Annotated in this window: 23 protein-coding genes and 1 rRNA gene; 18 read left to right on the top strand and 6 right to left on the bottom strand. The window is 57.2% G+C overall.

Annotated features, from left to right (window positions below; all coding sequences use genetic code 11):
* Positions 1-48: 48 nt before the first annotated feature.
* The 15 genes from rrf (at position 49) to BKD70_RS13000 (ending at position 14,252) form a co-directional block, all read left to right on the top strand.
* A 5S ribosomal RNA gene (rrf, locus tag BKD70_RS13065) occupies positions 49-164 on the top strand.
* 230 nt (positions 165-394) lie between these two features.
* Positions 395-1,054, top strand: coding sequence for a paraquat-inducible protein A (locus BKD70_RS13060; protein ID WP_047273281.1), 660 nt, complete (start codon positions 395-397; stop codon positions 1,052-1,054).
* Complete coding sequence (locus BKD70_RS13055) at positions 1,041-1,664, top strand: paraquat-inducible protein A (RefSeq protein ID WP_047273282.1); 624 nt, start codon at positions 1,041-1,043, stop codon at positions 1,662-1,664. The genes BKD70_RS13060 and BKD70_RS13055 overlap by 14 nt, the downstream gene beginning before the upstream one ends.
* A complete protein-coding gene (locus BKD70_RS13050; RefSeq protein WP_047273283.1) occupies positions 1,657-3,960 on the top strand; it encodes a PqiB family protein in 2,304 nt (767 codons plus the stop codon). The genes BKD70_RS13055 and BKD70_RS13050 overlap by 8 nt, the downstream gene beginning before the upstream one ends.
* A gap of 408 nt (positions 3,961-4,368) precedes the next feature.
* Positions 4,369-4,899: a fimbrial protein gene (locus tag BKD70_RS13045; RefSeq protein ID WP_047273284.1), complete on the top strand. Its 531-nt coding sequence runs from the start codon at positions 4,369-4,371 to the stop codon at positions 4,897-4,899.
* A 53-nt stretch (positions 4,900-4,952) separates the two neighbouring features.
* Positions 4,953-5,516: a fimbrial protein gene (locus tag BKD70_RS13040; protein ID WP_052892137.1), complete on the top strand. Its 564-nt coding sequence runs from the start codon at positions 4,953-4,955 to the stop codon at positions 5,514-5,516.
* Positions 5,517-8,075 (top strand): outer membrane usher protein, encoded by a 2,559-nt coding sequence (locus tag BKD70_RS13035; protein ID WP_080960277.1) that lies wholly within the window; start codon positions 5,517-5,519, stop codon positions 8,073-8,075.
* A gap of 17 nt (positions 8,076-8,092) precedes the next feature.
* Positions 8,093-8,833 (top strand): fimbria/pilus periplasmic chaperone, encoded by a 741-nt coding sequence (locus BKD70_RS13030; RefSeq protein ID WP_230683818.1) that lies wholly within the window; start codon positions 8,093-8,095, stop codon positions 8,831-8,833.
* Between the two features lie 21 nt (positions 8,834-8,854).
* On the top strand, positions 8,855-9,430 hold the full coding sequence (locus BKD70_RS13025; RefSeq protein WP_047273286.1) for a fimbrial protein: 576 nt from the start codon (positions 8,855-8,857) through the stop codon (positions 9,428-9,430).
* Entirely contained in the window at positions 9,423-9,935 is a 513-nt protein-coding gene (locus tag BKD70_RS13020; protein WP_240478004.1) for a fimbrial protein, read from the top strand. Before BKD70_RS13025 ends, BKD70_RS13020 begins: the two co-directional genes overlap by 8 nt.
* Before the next feature lie 13 nt (positions 9,936-9,948).
* The gene (locus tag BKD70_RS13015) at positions 9,949-10,428 is read left to right on the top strand and encodes a fimbrial protein (protein ID WP_047273288.1); all 480 of its coding nucleotides are present in this window, start codon (positions 9,949-9,951) and stop codon (positions 10,426-10,428) included.
* 11 nt (positions 10,429-10,439) lie between these two features.
* The gene (locus BKD70_RS13010; protein WP_052892138.1) at positions 10,440-10,994 is read left to right on the top strand and encodes a fimbrial protein; all 555 of its coding nucleotides are present in this window, start codon (positions 10,440-10,442) and stop codon (positions 10,992-10,994) included.
* Between the two features lie 113 nt (positions 10,995-11,107).
* Entirely contained in the window at positions 11,108-11,878 is a 771-nt protein-coding gene (locus BKD70_RS24755; protein ID WP_139047490.1) for a hypothetical protein, read from the top strand.
* Positions 11,879-12,268: 390 nt separating this feature from the next.
* Positions 12,269-13,120 carry a hypothetical protein gene (locus BKD70_RS13005; protein WP_047273289.1) on the top strand — a complete coding sequence of 284 codons (852 nt, stop codon included), beginning with the start codon at positions 12,269-12,271 and terminating at the stop codon, positions 13,118-13,120.
* Between the two features lie 184 nt (positions 13,121-13,304).
* Complete coding sequence (locus BKD70_RS13000) at positions 13,305-14,252, top strand: fimbrial protein (RefSeq protein ID WP_047273454.1); 948 nt, start codon at positions 13,305-13,307, stop codon at positions 14,250-14,252.
* An 8-nt stretch (positions 14,253-14,260) separates the two neighbouring features.
* Here BKD70_RS13000 and BKD70_RS12995 read toward each other — a convergent pair whose 3' ends face one another.
* The 5 genes from BKD70_RS12995 to mksB form a co-directional block, all read right to left on the bottom strand.
* Positions 14,261-17,797: an ATP-binding protein gene (locus tag BKD70_RS12995; RefSeq protein WP_240478005.1), complete on the bottom strand. Its 3,537-nt coding sequence runs from the start codon at positions 17,795-17,797 to the stop codon at positions 14,261-14,263.
* 89 nt (positions 17,798-17,886) lie between these two features.
* Positions 17,887-18,516: a response regulator transcription factor gene (locus BKD70_RS12990; protein ID WP_047273290.1), complete on the bottom strand. Its 630-nt coding sequence runs from the start codon at positions 18,514-18,516 to the stop codon at positions 17,887-17,889.
* Between the two features lie 425 nt (positions 18,517-18,941).
* On the bottom strand, positions 18,942-21,782 hold the full coding sequence (mksF, locus tag BKD70_RS12985) for an Mks condensin complex protein MksF (protein ID WP_047273291.1): 2,841 nt from the start codon (positions 21,780-21,782) through the stop codon (positions 18,942-18,944).
* Complete coding sequence (mksE, locus tag BKD70_RS12980; RefSeq protein WP_047273292.1) at positions 21,779-22,441, bottom strand: Mks condensin complex protein MksE; 663 nt, start codon at positions 22,439-22,441, stop codon at positions 21,779-21,781. Before mksE ends, mksF begins: the two co-directional genes overlap by 4 nt.
* Positions 22,431-23,711 (bottom strand): Mks condensin complex protein MksB, encoded by a 1,281-nt coding sequence (gene mksB / locus BKD70_RS12975; protein ID WP_047273293.1) that lies wholly within the window; start codon positions 23,709-23,711, stop codon positions 22,431-22,433. The genes mksE and mksB overlap by 11 nt, the downstream gene beginning before the upstream one ends.
* Before the next feature lie 168 nt (positions 23,712-23,879).
* Here mksB and BKD70_RS12970 point away from each other — a divergent pair, with 168 nt between their 5' ends.
* Complete coding sequence (locus tag BKD70_RS12970; RefSeq protein WP_047273294.1) at positions 23,880-24,656, top strand: hypothetical protein; 777 nt, start codon at positions 23,880-23,882, stop codon at positions 24,654-24,656.
* Positions 24,649-25,101, top strand: coding sequence for a ribosomal protein S18-alanine N-acetyltransferase (rimI, locus tag BKD70_RS12965; protein ID WP_047273295.1), 453 nt, complete (start codon positions 24,649-24,651; stop codon positions 25,099-25,101). The genes BKD70_RS12970 and rimI overlap by 8 nt, the downstream gene beginning before the upstream one ends.
* A 119-nt stretch (positions 25,102-25,220) precedes the next feature.
* On the opposite strand, the gene BKD70_RS12960 is transcribed toward rimI, so the two are convergent.
* Positions 25,221-25,634, bottom strand: a complete 414-nt coding sequence (locus BKD70_RS12960) for a hypothetical protein (protein ID WP_047273296.1) — start codon at positions 25,632-25,634, stop codon at positions 25,221-25,223.
* Between the two features lie 276 nt (positions 25,635-25,910).
* Between BKD70_RS12960 and can the strand changes: the two genes are divergently transcribed.
* Positions 25,911-26,555 carry a carbonate dehydratase gene (gene can, locus BKD70_RS12955; protein WP_047273297.1) on the top strand — a complete coding sequence of 215 codons (645 nt, stop codon included), beginning with the start codon at positions 25,911-25,913 and terminating at the stop codon, positions 26,553-26,555.
* The last annotated feature ends 5 nt before the right edge of the window (positions 26,556-26,560 follow it).

Genomic DNA, 26,560 nt, shown 5'->3' with positions numbered 1-26,560 from the left:
CAAGTTTTCACAGGCACGTTACTCAGTAACGGATCTGTCACAGAATTTCTTGACGACCATAGAGCATTGGAACCACCTGATCCCATCCCGAACTCAGCAGTGAAACGATGCATCGCCGATGGTAGTGTGGGGTTTCCCCATGTGAGAGTAGGTCATCGTCAAGATTAAATTCCGAAATCCCTGTCTGCTCACGCAGATGGGGATTTTGTTTTTGTGCCTGAAAAAGAGCCTTCAGGTTATCTCTGCTGGACTCCCTCATCCCCAATCCTGCACGCTTCCCGGCTTCCCGGCTAGTTTCGTCCCCCTCCACCTAAAGTCCTACAAATAGGCAGCGTCATTTCGTAGTTCGCACACTAGAATAGGCGCATTCATTTTCAAGCCAGAGACTCCTTATATGCCAGATCCGGTTGACGCCCGCAGGGTGTCAGATTTACCGCTGGACGAGTTAGTGGCCTGCCATGAGTGCGATCTGTTGATGCGTAAGCCGCATCTCGCCCTCGGTGAAAAAGCTCAATGCCCGCGCTGTGGTTATGAGCTCTACGCCCATCGCCATAACGTCGTAGAACGCAGCCTTGCACTCGTTATCGCCGCATTGCTGTTGTACGTCCCCGCGAACTTTTTGCCCATCATGCAACTCAATCTGTTGGGCCAAGCGACTCAAGACACTGTCTGGAGCGGTGTGGTCGGCCTGTTCGACACAGGCATGCAAGGCATCGCCGTGGTTGTGTTCTTATGCAGCATGGGGATTCCGTTGCTCAAGCTGCTGTGCCAACTGGCAGTCTTACTCAGCATTCGCTTGAATATCGGTCGCTCCTACGGATTGCTGATCTACAGGATTTATCACCACTTGAAAGACTGGGGCATGCTCGAGGTGTACCTGATGGGCGTGTTGGTGGCCATTGTGAAGTTGGCTGACATGGCAGAGTTAAGCCTGGGCCTTGGCTTGACGTGCTTTGTGAGTCTTTTGCTGGTACAGGTCTGGTTGGAGGTTGTCATGTCACCTCATCAGATCTGGCAGGCCCTTTCAGGGGAGGACACTCATGCGTGCGATTGATGCGGGCATTTTGATATGCGCCGAGTGCCACGAGTTGAATCGGCAAGACGCGCAAGCTGACGAGCAAACCTGTACCCGTTGCGGGGCATGGGTGCATGCACGTCGCCCAGACAGCCTGATGCGCACCTGGGCGCTACTGCTGACGTCCGCCATTCTGTACATCCCTGCCAACCTGCTGCCCATCATGACCGTCAGTTCGCTCGGTCAGGGATCTCCGAGCACCATCATGTCCGGCGTCATAGAGTTGGTGCAGCACGGCATGATCCCGATTGCCGCTGTGGTCTTTATCGCCAGTATTCTGGTGCCAACGTTCAAACTGGTGGGCATTGCCTTGCTGCTGTTCTCGGTGCAGCGCCGCCAGCCTTTATCGGCCCGCCAACGCATCATCATGTACCGGTTTATCGAATTCATTGGCCGTTGGTCGATGCTGGATATTTTCGTCATCGCCATCCTGGTGGCGGTGGTCAACTTTGGGCGAATAGCCAGCGTCGAGGCCAATCTCGGCGCTGTGGCCTTTGCCAGTGTGGTGATATTAACAATGCTTGCTGCTGTTACTTTTGATCCCCGACTGATTTGGGATAACACGGAGTCGGACGACGACCATGAGTGATTTACCTATCGCAAAAACCCGCCCGGCTTCTAACTGGTCGGCCATCTGGATTCTTCCCCTGATCGCGCTGGTTATCGGCGGCTGGTTGGGATGGCGTGCCTACAGTGAAACCGGCATCAACATCCAGGTGCGATTCGAAAGCGGGGAAGGGATCGTCGCCAATAAGACCGAAGTGGTCTACAAAGGCATGCCTGTGGGTAAGGTAAAAACCTTGGCGCTCGATGAGGATGGTCCTAGCAAAGGGGTGATTGCCACCGTTGAGATGGACAAGGATGTTGAGCGTTACCTGAGAACCAATACCCGTTTCTGGCTGGTCAAACCCAGCGTCACATTGGCTGGTATTACGGGCCTTGAAACCCTGGTATCGGGTAACTACATCGCTGTCAGCCCCGCCGATGGCGAGCCCACACGCAAGTTCAAGGCCCTGTCGCAAGAACCGCCTCTGTCGGATGCCAAGCCGGGTCTGCACTTGACCCTTAAAGCCGAACGACTCGGGTCGCTGAACCGTGGCAGCCCAGTGTTCTACAAGCAGATTCAGGTCGGCCAGGTCAAAAGCTACGTGCTGTCTGAAGACCAGAGCACCGTGGAGGTCAAGGTTTACATTGAACCGACCTACGCCAATCTGGTGCGCAAACACACGCGTTTTTGGAACGCCAGTGGCATCAGCATTGACGCCAACTTGTCCGGGCTGAAGCTGCGCAGCGAATCGCTGGCCAGCATCGTCGCCGGCGGGATTGCCTTCGCCACCCCTGAAAACCGCCAGGACAGCCCGCCAACGGATCCCAACCTGCCGTTCCGTTTGTATGAAGACTTCGACGCCGCTCAGGCCGGTATCAAGGTCAAAGTTAAACTCAGTGACTTTGAAGGCCTGCAAGCTGGCCGCACGCCCGTTATGTACAAAGGTATCCAGGTGGGCAGCCTGAAAGGCCTGAAGGTCGACCCAGATCTCACTAGCGCAAGCGCAGAACTGGCCCTGGATCCGCTGGCCGAAGACTATTTGGTCGAAGGCACTCAGTTCTGGGTCGTCAAACCTTCGATTTCGCTGGCCGGTATCACCGGGCTTGAAGCCTTGGTCAAAGGTAACTACATCGCGATTCGGCCGGGCGACAAAGGCAGCAAGCCGGAGCGTGAGTTTGTTGCACGCCCCAAAGCGCCGCCCCTGGACCTGCGTTCACCGGGCCTGCACATGGTGTTGTTCACCGATAACCTTGGCTCACTCGATGTAGGCAGCCCAATCCTCTACAAGCAAGTCAAAGTCGGTTCGGTGCAAAGCTACCAGTTCTCGCGCACGAAAAAGCAGCTGATCATTGGCGTGCACATCGAGAAGGAATATGAAGGCCTGGTCAACGGCTCCACCCGTTTTTGGAACGCCAGCGGGGTCACCTTGACAGGGGGCTTTACCGGCGGCATTCAGGTTAAAAGTGAGTCCCTGCAAAGCTTGATGGCAGGTGGCATTGCCTTCGAAACCCCTAAAGCCGCGGCCCCCCTGCAGAAACGTATCCCGCGTTTCCGCCTGTTCAAAGATCGCGACGCGGCCATGGAGCAAGGTGTGCCGGTCACCATCAAAGTCGCGCGGGCAGACGGCTTGAGCAGCGGCTCGCCCATTCGTTTCAAAGGCCTCACCGTGGGTAAAATTGAAAGTGTCGACCTGAGTGATGACTTGCAGTCAGTCCTGCTTCAGGCCCGCATTACTGAAGTGCCCAAGCGCATTGCACGGGTGGGGACCCAATTCTGGGTGGTCAAACCCGAGTTGGGCCTCATGAAAACCGCCAACCTCGAAACCCTGGTGACAGGTCAATACCTTGAGGTGCAACCCGCGCCGAAAGACCGTGGCCCGCAAAGTCATTTCGTCGCCCTCGATCAGGCGCCTGACGCCACCGTGCCTGAAGCCGGGTTGCGCCTGGTGTTGAGTGCCGCACGTCGAGGCTCCCTCAAAGAAGGCGTGCCCGTCACCTACCGGGAAGTCACCGTGGGCAAAGTCACGGGCTATGAGCTGGGCAACACGGCAGACCGCGTGCTGGTTCATATCCTGATTGAGCCCCGTTATGCACCGTTGGTGCGCAGCGGCAGCCGGTTCTGGAACAGCAGTGGGTTCGGTGTCGACTTCGGGCTGTTCAAAGGGGCAACGATTCGTACGGAATCGCTCGAAACCCTCGTACAGGGTGGTATCGCGTTTGCCACACCGGACGGTGACAAAATGGGCAACCAGGCCCGCCCGCAACAGACCTTCCCGCTCTTCGACAAATTTGAAGAGGAATGGCTGCAGTGGGCCCCCAAAATACCGCTCGCAAAGTGACCTTATAAGCTAGCCGTTTAACTAGGCTCCCTCCAAAAGGCCGCGATCATTCGATGATCGCGGCCTTTTTGCATTGTGCGTTTCCTGCTGTCTGCTGCTTCCTCTACCTATTTGAAATTGTTCAGAGAATTCCTACGTCAGATTTAAGTACGGTGCGGTAACTTCATATCAGTTTTCACCGACGGGGGTTTTAACTTGGGAATATAAAGAAACGGAGTTCTTGTGTTTTTCCTTTGTTTTAGAAGTGCGGTAAAACTCGCAGGTCTGGGTGAGCAACTTCACGGTTGTTTAATCTGAAGTGCGTTATATTTTTGCCCGGTATTAATAAGTAAGGAGACTACGGGTAAAAGGCCGGCCTTTCAATAAGAGCTGTTTCGGTTCTTTTATTAATTAAATGGGAATACACGAATGAAGTACGTACTTAAATCTGCTTTGGCTTCTATGGTCTTGCTGGCGGGCTCGGCCTCCATTGCACAAGCAGCAGGCGCGGGGTCGGGCACTGTCACGTTCGAGGGGGCGATTATTGAAGCGGCGTGCTCTATCAAGCCAGAAAGCGTTGATCAGACCGTCAGCCTGGGTCAGGTCGCCAGATCGCAGTTGGCAGATGGCGGTTACGCTGATCCAGAACCCTTCTACATCAAGCTTGTAGGCTGTGACACCAGCACCCTTAAAACCGTGACCACCACCTTTACCGGTGCCGAGTCAGCTGCGGTTCCTGGCGCGCTGGGGATTGTCGGTACAGCCAGTGGCGCAGGCATCATGATGCGCGACGGTACCGGTACGCAAATCGTGCTCGGTACAGCGACCAAGCCACAAGCCCTGCAGGATGGAGACAACCAATTGTCCTTCGGCGCTTACTTGCAAGGCAGCACCGCAACGGATGCTGTCAAACCTGGCAAGTTCACAGCCGTTACTAACTTCTCATTGGCTTACCAATAAGTACTTGCCCTGCCACCGCAAGGTGGCAGGGCTAAGTTAATGGGATCAACAACGTGAAAGCACTTTCACCGGCAGCTCTTGCAACGTCACTTGTTCTTTTAACGCTGTCTGTTAATACGGTGCTCGCCGCAGGACAAGGCAGCGGTATTGTCAGGTTGGGTGGAGAAATCATTGATACGGCCTGCACCCTGGATACCGGCAGTGCCTTTCAAGTTATAGAAATGGACCCGGCACCTGTAGGGCGACTTATTCGTGAAGGTGAAGGCGATCCGCATCCGTTTACCTTGCGCTTGGTGGGCTGCTCGCTGACCCGCTACGACCCCGATCACATCGGTGAGCGGCTGCCCGACTGGCAGCATGTCAGGGTGACTTTTGAAGGCGAGCCCGATCGAGAAGGGCGTTCGTTTGCGGCGACAGGGACCTCGCAAGGGGTTGCGCTGCACATCATCGATGCGCAGGGCCGCGAAAGTTTGCCAGGCGTGCCGATGCCGCTGGTTCCATTCTCTGCCACCAAAGATCAGGTGCTTCATTACACCCTTCGCTTGGTCGGCAATGACCAACCCATGTCTGTGGGTAGCCACAGCGCGGCGGTGCGTTTCAGGCTGGAGTATTACTGAATGAATGGGTTGTATGCCCTGCTGAGTCCTTCAGCAGTCAAGGCATTGTTGCGCCCGGGTTTTGTGGGCGGCCTGATGTCGATAACAAGCGCAGCGTTGGCTGCGGAGATTCAATTCAATACCGATATTCTGGACTTGAACGATCGCACCAATATCGACTTGTCCCAGTTTTCCCGCAGTGGCTTCATCTTGCCGGGTGTGTACCCGATGACTGTGCAAGTGAACGCGCAACACCTGCCCGAGCAACGCGTGGAGTTTTTACCGCCCGACGATGACCTCAAAGGCAGCGCAGCATGCCTGACGCCCGAGTTGCTGGATCAGTTTGGCCTCAAAGAAGAAAAACTGGCCCAACTCACGTGGTGGAAAACGGCCAAGTGCCTGGACCTCAGCAGCTTGCCCGGCCTGGAAGTCAGTGGCGACCTGAGCACCTCAACCTTGCATGTCTCTTTGCCCCAGGCGTATTTGCAATACACGCACCAAAACTGGGACCCGCCCTCGCGTTGGGATGAAGGCGTGCCCGGCCTGTTGGTGGATTACAACCTCACCGCGCAATCCATTCATCAGGACGACAGCGAGTCGCGCATGGGCTTGAGCGGTAACGGCACCGTGGGAGCCAATGCGGGCCCATGGCGGCTGCGTGCCGACTGGCAGGGAAGGGTCGATAACGACAGCACCCGGCGCACTCAGAATCTGGAATGGAGCCGCTTTTATGCCTACCGGGCATTGCCTGCACTCCAGGCGCGCCTGACGGTGGGTGAAAACTACCTTTATTCGGATGTGTTCGACAGTTTCCGTTTTACCGGCGTGGCCCTGACCTCTGATGACAGCCAACTGCCTCCCAATTTGCGGGGATACGCCCCGGAAGTGGTCGGTGTGGCTAAAACCAACGCCAAAGTCATCATCAGCCAGCAAGGCCGCGTGCTGTATGAAACGCTGGTAGCGGCCGGGCCGTTTCGCATTCAGGACCTGAACGATGCCGTCACGGGCACACTCGATGTTCGGGTCGAGGAGCAGGACGGGTCGGTGCACACCTTCAAGGTGGACTCTGCCAGCATTCCCTACCTGACGCGTCCCGGCACCGTGCGCTACAAGTTGGCCAGCGGGCGGCCGTCTGCGCTGCACGGCGGCAACGAAGGCGACTTCTTTGGCACAGGGGAGTTTTCATGGGGGATCAGTAACGGTTGGTCACTGTATGGCGGCGCACTGGGCGACAACAGCTACCGGGCTCTTTCACTGGGGCTCGGCCGTGATTTATTGGCGTTTGGGGCCGTGTCGCTGGATGCCACCCGTGCCAGCACCCAATTGCAGGATGAAACGCTGTCGGGTGCGTCCTATCGCCTGAGTTACTCCAAAAGCTTTGCCGAATACGACAGCCAGATCACGTTTGCCGGCTACCGCTTTTCCGAAAAGAACTACATGAGCATGAGCGAATACCTGGACGCGCGTCATTACGGTGGCCCGGTCGGTGGCAGCAAGTCGCTGTACACCGCGACGTTCAACAAGCAGTTCCGGGACGCGGGCGTATCGGTATTTCTCAACTACAGCAATCAGTCCTATTGGGATCGTCCTGACCAGAAACGCTGGAACCTGTCACTGGCGCGCTATTTCAATGTGGGCGCGATCAAAAATGTCAGTTTCTCGCTGAACATGTTTCGTACCCAGGAGCGCGATCAGCCCAGCAGTGACGGGGTTTATCTCTCACTCAGCCTGCCGTTGGGGCGTACGGGGTCGCTGTCCACAAGTGCCAACCGGTCACAAAACAAAAACAGTTATTCGGCGCGCTTCAGTGATCGCCTGAATGACCGCACCCACTATCAGCTCTCGGCCAGTAACACGTCGGTCGGTGGGTATTTGAGCCATACGGGTGATCTTTCCGATGTCGATCTCACCGTCGGTCTTGAGGAAGATAACTACACCAGCTTCAGCCTTTCCGCACGGGGCGGAGCGACAGTCACTGCCAACGGTGGAGCGCTGCATCGTAGCAGCAGCATGGGCGGCACACGCTTGATGGTGGACACCCAAGGCGTGCCAGGCGTACCGGTTCGCGGTTACGGCAGCCCGACGCGCACCAATGCCTACGGTAAAGCCGTGATAGCGGACATCAGCAGTTACTACCGAACCGGTGCCAGCGTTGACCTGGAAAACCTGCCCAAGAATGTCGAAGCCACGCAGTCCGTGACCCAACTCACCCTGACCGAAGGGGCGATCGGCTACCGCTCGCTGGATGTAATCGCCGGCGAGAAAGCCATGGCCGTACTGCGCATGCCCGATGGCAAGGCGCCGCCTTTCGGCGCCACGGTGAAGAACGCCCGCCAACAAGACACCGGCATTGTGAATGACGGCGGCAGCGTCTACCTGAGCGGCATTCAGCCGGGCGATCAGATGATCGTCAGTTGGGGAGCGGACGAGCAATGCACGCTCACGCTTCCGGCATCTCTTCCAACGGACGGCCTGAGTTCTGAACTGAAGTTGCTCTGCCAGACCGGCACCGCCAAGAACGCTGTTGCGCCTCCCCCTACCGTGGGCACCCCTGACGACATGGAGAAGAAAAACTCATGAGTAACCCAACACGCTGTATGCCGCTGGCTCTGGCCGTTCTGACCGGATGTTTGACGCTCCCGGCGCAGGCCGCCATCGGCCTTGACCGAACCCGGGTGATTTTTGACGGGGCCAAAGATGCGGTGAGCATGAACATTGCCAATAACAACACCGAGCTGCCCTATCTGGCGCAGGGTTGGATCGAAGATGAACAGGGCAACAAGATCACGTCGCCCCTGACAGTACTGCCGCCTGTGCAGCGTCTGGAGCCGGGCAAGCACAGTCAGGTCAAAGTGCAGGCGTTGCCGGGGGCCAAGTTGCTCGCTCAGGACCGGGAAACGGTTTACTACTTCAACCTGCGAGAGATTCCACCGCGCAGCGATAAAGCCAATACGTTGCAAATAGCGTTACAGACGCGCATCAAACTGTTTTATCGCCCCGCGGCCATCATTCCGAGCCAGCAAGAACTGGCCAACCCCTGGCAGGAAAAACTGACCCTGACTCGCCAAGGCAACCAGTATCAGGTCAATAACCCGACGCCTTACTACGTCACCCTGGTGGATGCGCGCAGCAGTAAAGAGGGTAAAACCGCTGAAAACTTTGAACCGATCATGGTGCCGCCCAAGGGTTCATTGACGCTAGGGCCAAGTGCGACTGCGCTTGGCGCGACCCCCTATCTGACCTACATCAATGACTATGGCGGTCGCCCCACACTGGCGTTTTCCTGTAATGGCAATAATTGCGCGGTCGACCTCAAAGCGTCGCCGGGCAATGAATAACCGCAGCGACAGGAGACCCTCATGAGACCTTGTTCAATCATGGCCTGGGTGAGCCTGGCGCTGAGCGCACAGGTTCAGGCTGTCGATGAAGAACCCGCGATGACTTTCGACGGCATGTTGGACATTCGGGGGTCTTTGCACCATGCCCCCTGCATTTTGGAAATGTCATCGGCCTATCAAACCGTGGATTTGGGAAACGTCCCGCGCAGCTACCTGCAACGCCCTGGAGACATGGCGCCGCCCGTTGCGTTTCAGCTGCGTTTTATGGAGTGTCGCCGCATTGCCGGGGGGCTGCCCGATGCCCGCACCTCCACATTGGTCTGGAGCCCCTATGAGCCGGTGCTGTCCGTGGCATTTGTCGCGCCCGCCGACCCGGACAATCCAACACTCGTGCAGGTAAACGGCGTCACGGGCATGGGGTTACGCCTGACCGATGAACGCGGCCGCGACGTGCGCTTGGGCGCTTGGGGCGCGCCGTTGTTCCTGACCCATGGCAGCGATGTCGTGACCTGGCATGTACAACCCACTCGAACCTCCGCCCCCTTGACCAATGGCGCCTTCAAGGCTGTGGCCGATTTCAGGCTCAACTATGACTAATCGACCCCTGATGCCTAACGCCGCATCCGCCTGTGCATTGTTATTGTGCAGCGCACTGTTATTGACGTGTGGGCAAGCGGTGAGGGCGGACGTCAATGTGACCATTCGAGGCACCATCGTGGCCCCGCCGTCCTGTGTGATCAACGGCGGTAGCACGTTGACCGTGCCGTTTGGCGACAACTTGCTCACCACCCGGATCGACGGCATCGAGTATCGCCGCGCGGTGCCGTACACCGTGACCTGCACGGGCAGCCCTTCAAATGCCATGACGCTGACACTCACCGGTTCAGGCGCCGCATTTGATGCGCATTCCTTGGCGTCCAACAACCCGGATCTGGCGATCAGGCTGTACATCAATGGCGCGTCCTGGCCGCTCAATACAAGTGTGAAATTTACCTACCCGACCCTGCCCGTGATGGAAGCAGTGCCTGTCAAAAAGACCAACAGCACGCTTAAGGGCGGGGCGTTTTCTGCGGTGGCAACCTTGGTGGTCGCGCAGCAATGAGAAGGAATGTGTGATGAGAATCTGCAAACAACTTTCACTCTTGGTGGTCTGCGCCGCCGGGTTTAACGCCGGTGCCTCAGCCAACCTCGCCTTCACCGGCACCTTGGTTGAGCCTCCGCTGTGCACCATCAATAACGGGAACACCCTGACCATCGACTTCAAGGATGTAGGCGTCAATAAAGTCGATGGCATCAATTATCGGCAACCGGTGAACTACACCATCACCTGTGCGGGCAGCACACTGCCCTGGGAAATGATTTTGACCGTCAAAGGGACCGCCACCTCATTTGAACCCTCAGCGGTGCAAACCAGCGTGACAGACCTTGGTGTGCAACTTCTGCAAAATGGCCAGCCCTTTACACTCAACACGCCCATGGTCATCAATCCTGCTTCACCGCCCGCACTGGAAGCCGTGCCGGTCAAACGCCCCGGCACGACATTGAGCGCAGGCGGCTTCAGCGCAGCGGCCACGTTGCTGGCTGAATACCAGTGAGGGGAAGGAGCATGGTGTTTGTACGCCCGGCCAGCGGTTGGCGGCTGGTTGCTGCTGCATGGGTGTGGGGGCTGTCTATGATGATGGCCGATAAAACGCCCGCGGCGGATAACCTGAACTTCGTTGGCAATCTGGTGGCACAAGCGTGTTCGATTCGGCCCGGAGACGAGGCGATTGAACTGTTGTTCGATGACCAGTCCAGCCACTACCTCTACATCAATACCCGTACCCAAAGCGTGCCGTTTTACATTCACCTTGTCGGCTGTGATACCAGCATTGCCAACACCGTCACTGCCCTTTTTAGCGGGGTTGAAAACACTGAATTACCCGGCCTGCTGGCGCTTGCAACAGGCAGCCGCGCGCGCGGCATTGCAATCGGGCTTGAAAGCGCTGCAGGCCAGTTGTTGCCGTTAAATGTGACCAGCGATCCGTTTGTGTTGGCCGATGGCGATAACGTCATGAGCTTTCAGGCGTATGTGCGCGGCGAGCCCAAAGCGATAGCCAACCACACGATCCGGGCAGGGCGCTACAGCGCTGTTTCAACCTTTATGCTGGTTTACCCTTAACTTTCTAATCACGCATGCTGTTGGTTCAAATGAAGATAAATAACGTCACGATCCGGTGTTTGGGGGCTGTGTGCTTGCTGGGCATAACACCGTTCTCGAATGCCTGGAACTTGGTGAGCAAAGCCAATTCCGATCCGCATCCTATTGCATGGGATTTCATCAGCATTTCAGGCTCCGCCAGCGTCTTTGATAATGGCGTGCCCAATCAATATGTGGGCAATGTGAACTGTGGCTCAGGTTATTCGCAGTGCAGGTTTGGGCCAATGATCCTCAGTTTGCCGGGTTCTTACTTTCCTTTAGGCTGTGAACCTGTCTCGGGGGGTGGGCCGGCTTGTTATAACAATGCTGACACCGGTGTCATCGTAAAAAATGGCATACCTTGGGACGAGGCAATCAGTGCGTGGAGCAAGCGTTTTGGTTCGACAGTGTCTCGACCAAATGCTTACGCCTACTACACGTTTTCAAAGTCGCTCTGCACGCTGTGGGGCAATTATTCAACGGCGTATATAAATGTCACGTCCGGCTCAATGAGTTGTGGCGGTATCCCCTCACTCCCTAATCAGTGCACGGTCAGCGGTGGTGCCGTGGATTTGAATCATGGGCTTTTAAATACGGGCGAAATTACAGGTAAAAACGTAGAAGTTGCCCGACAAGTTAGCTGCACGCGGCGCACCTCGATTAAATACACGGTTTCGCTCGGTAATCCGGTTGATTTGGGGAATGGCATCAGCAGTTTAATTACCGTCAACGGGGTTGCGGCGGGGCAGTCCATTACGCTGCCCGGGGGATCATCTTCACTGCGGATTGCTTCAACACTGACGGATAAAGGGGCTATCCCCGGTGCGTTTTCCAAAACGGTCGTCTTGATTCAAAGTTTTTTGTAAAGCTGTCATGGCGGGGTTGTCGCACACTCTTTATTTGAAAGCGGGTTGATCTGTTTACTGACGTCAGCAACGTTTATGCCTTGCTCACTGCTTATGTATGAAGTTTCAGACAGATTTATCGGAAGTTTATGCAGCGGGTTGAAAGTGTAGTGCAGGGGTGAGTAAAAATACTTACCGTAATGGTTGGCGCGAGTATCGTGTGCTTCTATAGTCTAAACAGTGCGCTGCGTGGCAATGGTTCGGCACCGACGAGCTATTGTATTCAGACATTTTAAATACAGAAGCCTAAGCAGTTGTTTAGCTTATTAATAAGATCGAGTGGTCTTCACTGCTTTAAAAGAAGCACTGTCTGGATCTTTGGCGCACGACAAATAGAGCGTGTTCAACCAGATGAAACTGAACATTTTTTTAGCGTTTTTGTTAGGCCTGAATGCGCCTTCAATCGGCGCGTGGAACCTTGTCAGCAAGGTCAACGCTGACGCTCGTGGCCTGCCAGGCGCCGAAACCCTTGTCTCGGTAGCATCCGGTACCGCGAGTGCCTATCCGACAGCAGGCAACCCGTATCCGGGAAACGTTATATGCCTGAATGCCACGACGTGTCAGTTCGGGCCAATTTCTGCCAGCAGGCTCTACAACAGTCAGCGAACAATGACGGTGATGGGCTGCACCTCGTATTACAACTGCGGCGGGCAGATTACCGACACCAATGTGACGGTAAACACAGGCATGACCTGGGAAGAGGCAATTAAAGCGTGGGTCGACAAGCATGGAACGAGTGTCACCCGAACTCACGCCTATGCCTACTCAACCGCGACGGGATGGACGACGCAAATTTGCGCCGCTTGGGGCACCTATGGCGCCGCCTATTTCATGATGCCCGGGACAGATTCTTGTGCCACGCCACCCATACAGCCCAATCAGTGCGATGTTCTGGGCGCCAGCGTGGATCTGAATCACGGCGTGTTGAAAGTTGGAGAAATCACCGGCTCTACAGCCCAGGCGACACGACAGGTGACGTGTACGCAATCAGCGAATGTGCGCTATCTCGTGTCTGAAGGCAATCCAGTTGCTGTAGGGCTGGGCGTCAGTACAACGTTGACGGTAAACGGCGTGAAAGCAGGTGACATGATAAAGCTGCCAGCGGGCACTTCGAGCCTGACCATTGCCTCAACGCTGACGGACAACGGCGCACAAGCCGGTGAGTTTTCAAAAACAGTGGTGTTGATTCAAAGTTTTATGTGAGCGGGTTCCGTCGCTCCCTTAGGGCGCGTCACATAATCTGGCGCAATGCTGGATGCTTTCAAAGAAGGGCGCTTATCAAGGTCAGACGTATATCGCTGCTCATAATCTTGATGGGGTCTTTCACGCGGTATTTACGATTTATCTACAGCGGTTCACCTTGGGTGAGCGGCCAGCAGGAGCAACGATGAAATATATAATCGGTGTATGTTTGACGTTTTTCATGCAAACACTCTTGGCCTCGGATTGTCGAGTCGACGGCGGCCGGTGGATATGGATACCGACCCACAAAGTCGTCGACGTGCGCGTGCCCGTTAAAATCACTCCCGGTTCAAGGCGCATTCTGTTGGATGGCTATACTCTGGAGTGCATCTTTTCTTATGACAGTGGTCTTCCCGCTTCGGCCAGGGATTATTGGCATACCACCTTGAATGGCGTTGAGCCGGGCCCAAAACTAATGGGCCATACATTAGGACTTAATATTCATAACGTCGACTACGATGCCCCCGTTCGGCCGGGGATTCATATTGCGACCATGTATAACAATCATGTGCCCGCCAATATGCGCACGTATATGTACATTCTCAACCGGGGTGACCCCTCTAATCCCATTAATATTCGATATAACGATCTCATCGGAACCATACTCTTGAGGCAAACCAATAATACGGGTAAGCCTCCGGTGCCGGTGGTGCGCATTAATTTGATTGCGAACAACAGCCTGATCATTGAGCCCTCAACGTGTACGATCAATGGCAATCGGGCAATTGATGTGAACTTTAATCAAGTGGACCCCGCCGCCATCGGTGAAAGTTCTGCCAGCACATCGGTCACCAGAGTCGTGCGTTTAAATTACTCTTGCCCCAACCCAGGCATAACAATGCCCATCACCATCACATTCAAAGGGGTTTCATCGGCGTTCAATTCCGGGCTGCTGCACATGAGCAACCCGAATCTGGCGACGGGCTTGTTACGGGGCGGCGTGCAAATAGGGCCCAATCAAGCTTTCCGAACCAACCTCTACAACAGTTCAGGCGCGGACGATGTGACCTTCGCCCTGGTGCGTAAAAGTGCCACCACCCCGGCCAGCGGGAACTTCACCGGCAGCGCCACACTGGTGATGGGGTTGCCCTGACAGGCGCCTCAAACCCGATACACCTCGATCACTTCCAGCACCTGGGCCATGGCCTCGTATTGTTCATCCACCCGTTGGGCCAACTGGCTCCATTCAGGGCTGAGGCAGGCCTTTTCCAGCTGCTCGCAGCAGTGGGCCAGGTGGGTGGCCTTGATCATGCGGGCGCCACTTTTAACTTTGTGCGCAATTTCGCTCATGCCCGGCAGATCGTTTTTGGTGAACGCATTCAATAGCCCGCCCATGTCGTCTTCCAGGCTGTCGATCAAAGGCTCAAGCAAGTTTTTCAGGGCGTTGGCATCTCCGCCGGTCAAATGCTCCAGCGCTTCAAGGTCAATGAGCGGTGTAACCCCCGCATCATCCTGCTCGTTCTGCACATTGATGGGCGCCCGCTCAGCGCTGGCCAGACGGGCCTCCAGGCTGTGCAAGCTGATGGGTTTGAACAGGCAGTCATTCATACCCGCCGCCAGACAACGTTCGGCTTCTCCAATCTGGGCGTTGGCGGTGAAGCCGACAATCAAGATGGGAGCGTTATTGGCTGCCGCTTCTTCGGCCCGGATGGAACGGGTCATCTCGTAACCATCCATGACGGGCATGGCGCAGTCGGTCATGATCATGTCGAAATGACGGCTGCGCCAGATTTTCAAGGCTTGCGCGCCGTCTTCGGCTTCTATCGCCGAGTGGCCCAAATACCCCAGTTGTTGGGTCAGTAACTTGCGATTGGGCGGGTAGTCATCGACCACCAAGACGTTGAGCGGCCGCGCATTGCTTGACGGCAAGCGCGGGGCTGGCGCGACAGGTGTTTGCGACAGCAGCGTCACAATGTCGAACTGCATCGTGATGCACGTGCCTTTGCCCACGGTGCTGTTGAGCGACAAGGTGCCGCCCATCAAGTCGCACAGTTGACGGCTGATCATCAGCCCGAGCCCCGACCCGCCCGGTTTTTGCGCGCGGGTGTTGACTTGGGAAAAGGGGCTGAACAGGCGTTTTTGATCGCTGATGGAAATGCCGATGCCAGTGTCTTCAACTTGCACATTGAGTCGCAGCCGCTCGCCGTCCTCCGATCCTCTGGCCCGTACGCTCAGGCGCACCTGACCGGCATCGGTGAACTTGATGGCGTTGCTCAGCAGGTTGGACAGAATCTGTCGGAAACGCAGCGGATCAATCAATACGTCGAGGTTGATTTTGGGGTCCAGCTCGGCACTCATCTGTATCCCTTTTTGTTGCGCCATGCCCTCAAACACGCGCACGGTGGATTGCACCAGCGTCATCAACTGCGTGCGTTGCTGGTTGAGCGACATTCGTCCGGATTCGATTTGAGCGATGTCCAGAATGTCTCCGATCAGCTCAAGCAAGCCGTGTGCGGCTTCGGAAGCCACATTGATGGACGCTTTGTCCGCCACGCCTTGTTCGGCTTTTTTCATGGCCAGCTCCAGCATGCCGATCACGGCGTTCATTGGTGTGCGGATCTCGTGGCTCATGGTGGTCAGAAAATCGCTTTTGGCCAGGTTCGCCTGGTCGGCATGGTTCTTCGCTTCTTTGAGTTGTTCGACCAATTGCTGGCGCTCACTGATGTCGATCCAACCGCCGATGATGCCCATGACCGCACCATCGCTGCCGCGGTAGGGCAACACCCAGTGATAAATGGTCAGCACCTTGCCGTCGGGCAGGGTCAGCGAATGATCACGCAGCACCGGGCGCCCCTCTTGCATCACCTCCAGGTAGTCGGTGTGGTAAACCCGGCGCTGGTCTTCGGGGTTGAAGGTGGACTCCAGCAGGTTTTTGCCGATCACGGCTTCGCGGCTCACACCAAAGGCTTGCAGATACACCTCATTGCAAATCAGCAAGCGTCCCTCGCGGTCGCGCACATAGATCGGGTGCGGGGTGCCGTCGATCAAGGTGCGCATGAACGCCAGTTGGTCATTGAGGGCACGCTCGGCCTGATCGCGTTTTTGCACCAACCCCCGCAAGTAGGCAATCCACACCACCCCCACAGTCAGCACGCCCAACAGCATTAGCGTCACTTTGATCACCGTCGAGCGATTGCGTACCCAGTAGCGATTGTCCAGCACCACAGCGCTTTGCCAGCGGTTGGTCAGGGTGTCCATTTCCTCGGGGGAGATACTGGTCAGTGCTTTGCCCAGAATCGAGTACAGCGCGTGCGCGTCGGGGTGGATGGCCAGGGCGAACTGGGCAGGGGCGACCCCGACGGTGCTGCGGATGCGCAGGCGTCCGCTGTACTGCTGCTTGATCAAATAGCGGGCACTGATCAATGAGTTGATGGCTCCGTCCACCTCACCTTTGGCGGCCATGGCCAGCGCGTGCGCCGAGTTGGGCGCGGACACCAGATTGACCTTGGGAAAATTTTGCTCAAGGTAGGTCTGCATCAGGCTATCGGTCACCAGCGCCACGCGTTTGCCTTGCAGCTCATCGAGGGTGGCAGGGCTCCCGGGTTTCAATGGCGTGACCAATACAAACGGCGTGGTGAGATAGGGTTTGGTAAAGCGCAGCACATCTTGCCGGTTGCTGCTGGGGGTAAAGGCCGGTGTCAGATCGGCTTCACCCCGGCTGATCAGTTCGGTCAACTGGCTGACGGAAGGGCTGCGCACCAGATCAAACTTGAGCCCGGTGCGCACACTGATCTTGGCCAGCAAGTCCGCCGCCAGGCCGCTGAACATGCCATGTTCGTCATAAAAATTAAACGGCAGAAAATCCTCTGTAACGGCGACTTTCAGGCGCGGGTTTTGGTCAATCCAGCGTTGTTCGGCGGGTGAAAAGTGCAGCGGCCCGCGGCCCTCGAATTTCATGCCGCTGACGCCCCAGCGGCTCAGAATCGCGTACTGCTCATCGCTGGGGATGCGCGCCATGGCCGCATTGATCAGCCGCAGCAAACGCGGGTTGGGGTGATGCACGGCAAACGAAAAGGGATGGCCTTCAAGGCTGGAGAAATCCTTGAGGTACACGTTGTTCAAGTAGTTTTTGTTGATCAGGTAATTGGTACTGATCGCGTCCCCCAGATACAGGTCGGCCTGACCAAACGCCACGGCGCCGATGGCGCTGAGGGTTGAGGCGTATAACTGCACGTCGGCTTGCGGGTAAGCGGCTTTGACCTCCTCAACCGGCTGGTAGTGATACAGCATGGCCAGCCGCAGGCCATTGGGCAGCGCTTTGGTCCTCGGGTCATCGCCCATCCGGGTGACCAATACTGGCGTGTCCAGCGCATACGAGGAAGAAAAGACCAGTTGTGGATCAGCCATTTCATACCCGTTGGCGGTCCCCAGCAGGTCGATTTCACCCCGTTTCAACGCCGAGATCACGTCGCCCCGGGACGCGTAGCGACGCACCTTGAACGGGACTTGCAGCAAGTGGCTGAGCAGGCCGGCATAGTCCGCTGTCACCCCTTCAAAGTAATCACTGCCGGTGGAGATATCGAAGGGGGCGTAGTCCGGGGCGGAAGTGCCCAGCGTCAGTGCCGCTTTACCGGTTAACCATTGCCGGTCGCCTTCGCTCAGGTCCAGTGGCAGGACGTCGATGTGCGAGCGGGCCAATAACTGCAAATCAACAGGATCGGCCTGGCAGACAGACGTTATGCACAGCGACAAACAGAAGAAAGCATATCGCCGGGCTGACACGGTTTTCATTCGACCAAGTTATTGCGCTTGGCAAACTCGGCCAGGTACACCACCGATTTAATGTTGAGTTTGTTCAGGACGCGGGTCTTATACGTACTGACCGTTTTTTCGCTCAACAACATGGTTTCAGAGATTTTTTTATTCGAGTAACCCGACACTAAATATTGAAGTGTGCGCAGCTCACGGTCAGACAGTTTTTTTATAAGTTGTAGGTCGCTGGGTTTGTCATTGTCAGCAGTTGCGACATTGGCATCGGGGTCATTTAAATAAATACGGCCACTCATCACATGATTGATGGCCTGGGTCAGCGCATCGACATCTTCTGTTTTTTCAATGAAGCCGATGGCCCCCGCGCGTATACACCGATCTGCGAAAAACGCAGAGCCCTTGGACGTCAGAACCAATACTTTGATGGGCAAGCCGAGAATATTTAATCGCTTCAACACTTCGAGCCCATCGAGCTTGGGCATCGACAGATCAAGCACGATCAAGTGCGGTACATGAGAGCGCGCCAGGTCTAATGCTGTTGCACCATTGTCGGTTTCAGCAGCGATCTGGAAGTTGGCTTTTTCAAGTACCAATCTGACTATTCTTCGAATAAAGGGATGGTCGTCTACGATAAGGGCTTTACGCATGATTTCTCCTACAACTTCTCAAGAGTTCCTTGTAGGCTTTTGTCTTCAATGCTCACAAGTTGTGAAAGCAAAGCGCTTTTTAATGTTGCAAAGTTTAAACGTTATTTCAAATCATAAACATAGTTAATATTCGTGAGATGCCATTTTGAGCGTGCGCTGGCCTGTGGGTGAATGCGTTGGCACGCGAGTTTCCAGTTGTTGTTTTTCCTTTGTGTTTCAGAGAGTTCTTAATGATTTTTTAGAGTTTGCCGTTTGATTGCGCTGTAGTTGGTAGGAATTTTCTGAAATTTAAAATATATTTTTTATTTGCCTCAAGACTGATCTAAAAGACGGTTTAAGGGCGCTAGGTTTGCGCCCGATTACTACGGGCGGGCATAAAAAAACCGCGATCGGTGATCGCGGTTTTCAGGGGTTAACGCTTGGGGTCAGGCTTCGTCCAGCTCGGGCAATGCCGTGTCAATCGCCTTGGCAGGCTGTACTTCGTCATGGCGGCGAATGTACTTCCAGTCGTCCTCATCGATATAAATACCGTTAGGCCCGCTGCCGCCCTCAAGGTCGATGGCCACATGCGCACAGACCTGCGGTTTCACGCTCGCCAGAATCGGTACAAACCCCAACTGCAAGCTGGTTTCGAGCAGCGCGGTCTGGTTCTTTTCATCGATGTCCGCCGCCTCATCCAGGTAGTACGGCAAACGGATGCGCCCGGCCTGCTCGCGGTCCATCAAGTGCAGCAACAAATACATGTTGGTCAGCGCCTTGATGGTCATGGTGGTGCCGTTGGACGCAGCGCCGTCAATGTCGGTATGGATCACCGGCTGGCCGTTGACCTTGGTGATCTCGAACGCCAGTTCGAACAAGTCCTTGAGGCCCAACTGGTTATGGTTGGCGGCCACGAGGCGAGCCAGATACTCCTTGGCTTCCTCGTTTTTTGTGTCCTGTTCGGCGCTTTGGCTGAGGTCGAATACCGAAAGGGTTTCGCCTTCTTCGTACTGGCCAGCGCTGTGGATAATTTGATCGATGTGCTTGAGGGCTTCCTTGTTGGGGGCCAGCACGATGCGGAAACTTTGCAGGTTGGACACCTGACGCTTGTTGATCTCGCGGTTGAACAGCGCCAGTTGATGCTCAAGGCTGTCGTAGTCACTGCGAATGTTGCGCAACGTGCGGGCGATATCGGTCACCGCCGCACGACGCGCTTTGCCCAGGGTCAGGGCTTCTTCGGTACGGTGCGCGTAAGCGTTAATCAACAGTTGCAGGCGGCGCTCCATGTCGTCTTCGCTGTCGAACTTGGCCACGCCCTTCAAGCGCACTTGAGCATAAAGGGCTTCGATCTGGCCATCACAGCGCAGCAGGCCTTGCCACGTGTCCTGGTAGTCGTTGAGCAGCGGCAGCAGGTTGTCCATGGAGTCGTCGACCGGGTCCATGAACGGCGTACCGAACGGCAGGTCGGCGGGCAATAATTGACGGCGGCGCAGGCTGTCATCCAGCGTGCGCTGTTTGGCTTCCATGTCGCCCAGTTGACGGGCGACCAGTTGCAGCTTGGCCGACAGCTGTTGAACGCGCTCGGTGAACGCATCGCTGGAGCGCTTCAACTCGTCCTGGGCGGCTTCTGCCTGAGCCAGTTGTTCCAGTTTCTCGCCTTCCTCGGCACTCAGCGTCTGGCTGCGGCGGAAGTCTTCCAGCGCTTTTTGCGCGTCCAGTACCTGTTGGTAAAGCGACTCGGCTTCACTCTTGCTCGCCGCCCGATCAGACGTCACGGCTTGCTGGGTTTTGAGCTGCTTGAGTTCTTTGTCCAGACGCTCTTTTTGATCGCGTAACGCGGCCCGGTCTGCCAAGGCCTGCAAGGCAGGTGGCTCGATGTGGCTGAGGTCAATCGACAACCCCGGTGCTTCAAAGCGCTCGCCTTTGAAGCCGTCGAGGATCATCTCCAGTGATTTGACCCACGCGTCGCTGTCGTCCAGTGCAATCCCGTGTTCGCCCAGCGGCAGGCTGAACAGGGCGCTGTTGAACAGGCGCATCAGGCGCTCAACATCCTGTTGCGAAAACTCTTCGCGCAGGCGTGCGTAGCTGTTGTTGTCGGCGTGATCGAGTTGCTGCTTGACCGACTTCAGGCGTTTTTCCAGATCCCGGACCCGTTCGTCCAGGTCCTCGGCGCTGAACTGCCGCGATTGCGCCAGAGCACCGGCCAGTTCGTCGTGGGCGTCCTTGGCGGCGAGCAACTGCTGCTCCAGCACCTTCACATCGTCCACCAGGGCAAACCGGTGCTTGAGCACGGACAGCTCGCCCAACCAGCGCTGGATGCCGGAGATTTCACGCTCCAGGCGCATCAATTCCTGAGTGCTGCTGCGCTGATCGTTTTGCAGCGCGTCTTGCTCGTGACGGTAGTGCTCGGACTGGGCCAGCAGCTCTTCTTTGCGGGCCCCCGAATAGTCCTGCCACGTACCGAGCAATGAGTCGAGCAGGGGAGACAGGCGGTGCAACTTGCCGCGCAGCAGATCGCGCTGGCGCACCCCGGCCGCCAGCGACTCAACCAATGGCCCGGCACCGACCAGGGCGTTGTAGTCCTGCTCCATGCGGCGTACGTCGCGGAAGGCCTCTTCACAAGCGGCAATGTAATCCACACTGCCCGAGCGCAGGCTGTGCTCGAAGGCATCGAGGAACAGCTGCTTGAGTTTGGCGGCGGTGATTTCGCGCATGTGCAGCAGGTTGATAAACAGCGCGCGGAAGGTCTTCAGGCTTTGCTCGCTGGTGGAGCGCAGCGGGATCAGCGTCAGGTCCAGCGGGATGGACGTGTGGCCGCCCACCAACAGGCGCCGCAGTTCATCGGGTTTGAGTTCGTAGGCTTTAAGGCCGTTGCGCTCAAGGTTGTTGAACAGCTCTTTTTGCCGCAGGCAGGTGTCGTCTTTTTGGTAATGCGCCAGGTCCAGTTGACCGGCGTAGGCAAAAAACTGGTGCCCGAAACCGCCGCCCGGGCCACGGCCGACCACGCCAATCACGTGCGGGCCATGGGGCAGCGACACTTCGACGAGGATGTAGCTGGTGTCGGAGGCAAAGTAAAAACGCCGCGATTGTTCGAGGCTGTACTTGCCGAAGCTCATGTCCGACATGCGCGCCAGAATCGGGAACTGCAAGGCGTTGATCGAGGCCGATTTGCCCAGGTTGTTGGCCCCGTACACCGACAGCGGGTGTTCCAGCGGGAACAGCCCGAGGCTGTAACCGGCAGTGTTCAACAGGGCAAAACGGCGTATTCCGTAGCGTTCCTGGCTCATGCATCCATCTCCTGTTGCTCGGCGGCAATGGCACGCGCCAGTGCGGCTTCTTCGTCTTCTTCCTCGACCTCGGGGTCGTCACCGGCCAGTACGGGCGTCGGCAGCGGCAAGATGCTGTGCAGGCTGGCGGCCAGATCGCGGTCTTGTTGCACCGACAGGCACACATCCAGAAAACGGTGCATCGGCGGCAGAAAGCGGTAAATGCCGTTTTCTTCACCGGCAAAGCCGAGCTGGGTCATGCGGCGCATGATCTTCTCTTCCAGCTCGTCCTGAGTGGTGACCTCGGCCTGTACGAACAGGTCGCGGTATTTTTCCAGCAGCGCGGGCAGTTCGTCGCGGCCCAGGCTGCCGCCATCGAGCACGGCAATCGGGTCGCGGCCCTGATCGGCCAGGTGCTCGACAATGATGAACGTGAACAGCGCCAGACGCTGTGCGGTCTTGTTCACCTGGGCGGTGGCCGTGTCGGGGACGAAGTAATAAAAACCGCGGGTGTCACACACCAACTCAAAGCCCAGCGCCTTGAACAGCGCGCGGTATTGATCCTGGAAATTCGACAACTGCGCGTACAGCTCGGGGTCGCGCCGGCTGACGTGATAGCCCTTGAACAGTTCGCGAAAAATCGGTGCCAGTTGGGACAGTTCAGACAGATCAAGATGCATGGAGAGGGCTCGCAGTAGGCTCGGTTGCGTCTTCGCTACGTGACAGCAGGGCGAAAGAGCGCAAGCTGACCACGTGTTCGTGGGTGTGATACTCGCGGCGTTCGAGACGCTCGCGCACGAAGCGTTTTTCCCGCGACAGGCGCGAGAACCAGTACAGCAATTCGTCGGTGTCGCCGTCGGGCTCTTGTGCCAGCAACCAGTTCATCAAGTCCGGCATGGGCAGTGCATCGCTGCAGCGGTCGAGCATTTCTTTGACCGTGCGCGGCGCCTTCGGGGCTTCGCCGCCTTTTTGGGTTTTGTGCGCCTTGGGGAACCGCGCAGGTTTTGGCTCGAAGCGCGCCAACGCATACACGTACGCTTCCACTTGGCTGGCGCTGCCCAGAAAGGTGCTTTGCGGGCGGGTGAACATCGGCATCGCCGCTTGTGGCACGGCGTCCAGCCCTTTACGGCGGATCGCGGCCAGTGCCAGCGCCGCGCCGCGGGTCACGGCATTGTGGCGGCGGGCTTCTTCGCGCAACGGCAACAACAGCTCGCGCGCATGGCGCAGGGTGAGTTGAGCGCTGGTTTGCATTTCGAGGATCCGCGCGTGGGTACGCAGCAGCATGTCGTCGTCGACCAGGTGGCCGAGGCGCTGCTGTTCGCTGAGCATGCGCAGCAGCACGTTTTCAACCTTGCGCACACCTTGCTCGAAGGCGCCGTCGGCGTTGACCAATTGAATCATCGGCTCAACGTATTCATCCCATGTCGCCAGCACTTCGGCATACCGCTGGCGCAACGGGATTTGCCGGTCGCTGGTCTTGGCACGTTCTGCCACGGCCACCAGCGCCTGCTCATCGTTGGCCAGTTTTTTCAGTACGTCGCGCACGCGCATGTCCAGCAGACGCAGTTGACGCGCCAGATCGTTGCCGTCGCGGATGTCGAACGCATCCTGGATATACCCCGCCAGACGCTCAAGGTGGCGCAGGTAGGCTTCGATTTCCAGGCACAGGCCGAGGCGGTGTTCGCGCCGCAAATAGGCCAGGAAGTCATGGATTTGCGCATTCAGCTCGAAGCGGTTCGGGCTTTTGGCGACCGGCACCAGAATGTCGAGCCGGATCCAGCTGTCGAGCACGTTGGTGATGTCTTGAGGGGTGCTGTCCAACTGATGCGCCGCCAGTTGCAGGCGCAGTTCGCTGAGGCTCAACGTGCCTTGGTCGAAGTGTTCGCACAAGGGCTCAAGGAGTGCCCAGTGCTCGGCGAGGGCACGTAAAACGCGCTTGGGTTCGATCATGGGAAGGCCGGTCGATTGGCAATGAAAGGCGGCGATTGTACTGCGCACATCTTCCCTTGGCGATCTGCCGCCCGAGCGCCTGCCCACCGTTTAGCGATCAACTGCGGGCGGGAAGGGCAGAAGGGCGGTAGAATCCCCGTTCTTTTGTTATCCACAGATGGCCGACCCTTGTTGAACGAGTCCCGCCGCCGCGCTTATTTGACTGCCATGCAGGTGGTCACCTGGTTACCGCGCACCGAATTGCCGTTCGCCGCCCCGTCGCGGCCTGAACTGCTGGTGGTCCCCGAGCCGCCCGCAGCGCCGGTCATGGCGCCGCCTGTTGCCCAGGTGGCGGCGGTGCCGAGCAAGCCTGCCGAACGCCCGAAGATCGAAGTGCCACGCCCGTCCGTCACCCCGCGTGCAGCGAGCAAACCGGTCGCCGAAGCCGACGCTGCGCCCGTGGTGGCCAAAGTAGTGCCCTTGCCGGCGCCGCGTTTTGCGTTGCAATTGCTGCGCGCCGGTCGCTGCCTGGTGCTGGTGGAGTTACCCACAGGCGGCGCGTTCCAGAGCCGCGACCCGGCTTACCTGTTGCTCAAAGACATGCTGCGCGCTGCCGGACTGCCGGATAGCCCGCAAATCATTGGCGAGCCGATTCGCTGGCCGTTGCTGCGCCGGGGCAATGTCGATCAGGGCCCGGAGGCCGCACGGGAATTTGTACAGGGTTTTTTGATGGCGCGCCTTGAAGACATCGAGTGTGCGTGTTTATGGCTGATCGGGCTGCCTGCCGTGCGTTTTGCGGGCCAAGCCAATGCCGAAGCCTATCACCGCGATCTGGACATTGAAGGGCTGGGCTGCGTCTGGGCGCTGCCGGGTCTTGAATTATTAATGGATGAGCCACACCGCAAAGCGGATGTGTGGCAAGCCATGCGCCGGCTGATGGCGCGCTGGAAACCAATCAATGAGTGACGCTGTAACTTTCCGCCCGATGACCGAGGCGGACCTCGATGCCGTGTTGAAAATTGAATACGCCGCCTTCAGCCACCCCTGGACGCGCGGGATATTCCTCGACGGGCTGGGCAAGTACCACATCTGGTTGATGTTTGAAGGCGAGCAGCAAGTGGGGCACGGTGTGGTGCAAATCATTCTCGATGAAGCGCACCTGCTTAATATCACGGTCAAACCCGAAAGCCAGGGCCGAGGCCTTGGGCTTAAATTGCTGGAGCACTTGATGTCCATTGCTTACCAGCATGACGCCCGCGAGTGTTTCCTTGAGCTGCGCGACAGCAACACCGCCGCGTTCAAGTTGTACGAGCGTTTTGGCTTCAACGAAATCGGCCGCCGCCGGGACTATTACCCGGCCGTGGGCGGGCGCGAAGATGCCGTGGTCATGGCGTGTACGCTGGTTGACTGACGGCATCGCCCTGGCAACAACCCGTTCCATAAAGGCACCCGTACAAGACCCGGCGTCAACCGCCTGTTCACGGGAGCAATGCCCCCTCTCCCTTGGGGAGAGGGTCAGCCGAGGGGCGTTTATTCCTTGCGGCCCACCGGATCAATATCCGCCAGCTCAGCTTCATCCAGGCCACGACCTGCGCCGATCTCGTCTTCATTGACGACGCTCAAATCCCAGTCTGCCGCGCCACCCTCTTCTTCAAGGGCTTCGTAGGCATCCCGGGCACCGTCTTCAGGTATTAGCATGTCGGCGTCCAGATCGTCCGGGCTGGAATCACGCCCCGGCAGCGCCGCGCCACTGATTTCGCGGTTGCGCGGTCGATGCTCGCCCACATGGCGCGTGTACTCTTCATCGGTCACCAGATCGTCCAGTGATTCATGTGTGTCCACAGGGTCGTCAAAGTCGAGCGGTTCCACCGAGCCCATGCGGTCTTCGGTGTCGTCGATGTCCAATGGTTCTTCTGCCCCGAACGGGCGACGTGAATCGGTCATGGTAAATCCTCATACTGTGGGGCCTTGCCAGGGGCTGTTCGCGTTGCATTGCATGCCGCGTTGCTGGGTTACAGATAGCCGGGCAAGGTTCAGAGCAACACCCAAACCCCGTGGGGTTTCATCGCGGCTACTATGAAACGGCAACAGACCCTAGGGTGGACTGTAGTCAAGCGTGAAGATTCCACCCGATTGATCGCCGGATTTGGCATTTGCCCACGTGACGTCGACCGCCGGTCGGCTGTCAAAGCTGAGCATCAACTCTTGAGGCCTTACCGCATGAACGAACTACAAGACCTGATTGATAACAACGCGCGCTGGGCCGATGCGATCAAGCAGGAAGATCCCGAATTTTTCGCCAAGCTGGCCCGCCAGCAAACGCCGGAATACCTATGGATTGGTTGTTCGGATGCCCGTGTACCGGCCAATGAGATCGTCGGCATGTTGCCCGGCGATCTGTTTGTGCACCGCAACGTGGCCAATGTTGTGCTGCACACCGATTTGAACTGTTTGTCGGTGATTCAGTACGCCGTGGATGTATTGAAGGTCAAACACATTCTGGTCACTGGCCACTACGGCTGTGGCGGCGTGCGTGCTTCGATGAAGGACCAGCAGTTGGGGCTGATCGACGGCTGGCTGCGCTCGATCCGCGACCTGTATTACGAAAATCGCGACGTGCTGGCGCTGTTGCCCACCGAAGAAGAACGCGTAGATCGTTTGTGCGAACTCAACGTCATCCAGCAGGTGGCCAACGTGGGTCACACCAACATTGTGCAAAATGCCTGGCACCGCGGGCAGAGCCTGTCGGTTCACGGGTGCATCTACGGGATCAAGGATGGTCGCTGGAAGAGCCTGAACACGACCATCAGCGGGCTTGACCAATTGCCGCCGCAGTACCGTTTGCGGCCGGTCAATCCCGTTTAACGATC

It is taken from the genome of Pseudomonas sp. BS-2016 (genome assembly GCF_001806145.1).
In the GTDB taxonomy this organism is placed as follows: domain Bacteria; phylum Pseudomonadota; class Gammaproteobacteria; order Pseudomonadales; family Pseudomonadaceae; genus Aquipseudomonas; species Aquipseudomonas lundensis.
Note: the sequence above shows the minus strand (reverse complement) of the source record. Positions and strands in the feature narration are given on the sequence as shown.

Excerpts from the sequence above, each read along its gene's own strand:
- BKD70_RS13015 (WP_047273288.1), top strand. The coding sequence starts at position 9,949 with ATGAGAATCTGCAAACAACTTTCACTCTTGGTGGTCTGCGCCGCCGGG.
- BKD70_RS13035 (WP_080960277.1), top strand. The coding sequence starts at position 5,517 with ATGAATGGGTTGTATGCCCTGCTGAGTCCTTCAGCAGTCAAGGCATTG.
- can (WP_047273297.1), top strand. The coding sequence starts at position 25,911 with ATGAACGAACTACAAGACCTGATTGATAACAACGCGCGCTGGGCCGAT.
- BKD70_RS13020 (WP_240478004.1), top strand. The coding sequence starts at position 9,423 with ATGACTAATCGACCCCTGATGCCTAACGCCGCATCCGCCTGTGCATTG.
- mksB (WP_047273293.1), bottom strand. The coding sequence starts at position 23,711 with ATGATCGAACCCAAGCGCGTTTTACGTGCCCTCGCCGAGCACTGGGCA.
- mksE (WP_047273292.1), bottom strand. The coding sequence starts at position 22,441 with ATGCATCTTGATCTGTCTGAACTGTCCCAACTGGCACCGATTTTTCGC.
- BKD70_RS12960 (WP_047273296.1), bottom strand. The coding sequence starts at position 25,634 with ATGACCGATTCACGTCGCCCGTTCGGGGCAGAAGAACCATTGGACATC.
- BKD70_RS13045 (WP_047273284.1), top strand. The coding sequence starts at position 4,369 with ATGAAGTACGTACTTAAATCTGCTTTGGCTTCTATGGTCTTGCTGGCG.
- BKD70_RS13005 (WP_047273289.1), top strand. The coding sequence starts at position 12,269 with ATGAAACTGAACATTTTTTTAGCGTTTTTGTTAGGCCTGAATGCGCCT.
- rimI (WP_047273295.1), top strand. The coding sequence starts at position 24,649 with ATGAGTGACGCTGTAACTTTCCGCCCGATGACCGAGGCGGACCTCGAT.
- BKD70_RS13030 (WP_230683818.1), top strand. The coding sequence starts at position 8,093 with ATGCCGCTGGCTCTGGCCGTTCTGACCGGATGTTTGACGCTCCCGGCG.
- mksF (WP_047273291.1), bottom strand. The coding sequence starts at position 21,782 with ATGAGCCAGGAACGCTACGGAATACGCCGTTTTGCCCTGTTGAACACT.
- BKD70_RS13060 (WP_047273281.1), top strand. The coding sequence starts at position 395 with ATGCCAGATCCGGTTGACGCCCGCAGGGTGTCAGATTTACCGCTGGAC.
- BKD70_RS13055 (WP_047273282.1), top strand. The coding sequence starts at position 1,041 with ATGCGTGCGATTGATGCGGGCATTTTGATATGCGCCGAGTGCCACGAG.
- BKD70_RS13010 (WP_052892138.1), top strand. The coding sequence starts at position 10,440 with ATGGTGTTTGTACGCCCGGCCAGCGGTTGGCGGCTGGTTGCTGCTGCA.
- BKD70_RS13025 (WP_047273286.1), top strand. The coding sequence starts at position 8,855 with ATGAGACCTTGTTCAATCATGGCCTGGGTGAGCCTGGCGCTGAGCGCA.
- BKD70_RS13000 (WP_047273454.1), top strand. The coding sequence starts at position 13,305 with ATGAAATATATAATCGGTGTATGTTTGACGTTTTTCATGCAAACACTC.
- BKD70_RS12990 (WP_047273290.1), bottom strand. The coding sequence starts at position 18,516 with ATGCGTAAAGCCCTTATCGTAGACGACCATCCCTTTATTCGAAGAATA.
- BKD70_RS13050 (WP_047273283.1), top strand. The coding sequence starts at position 1,657 with ATGAGTGATTTACCTATCGCAAAAACCCGCCCGGCTTCTAACTGGTCG.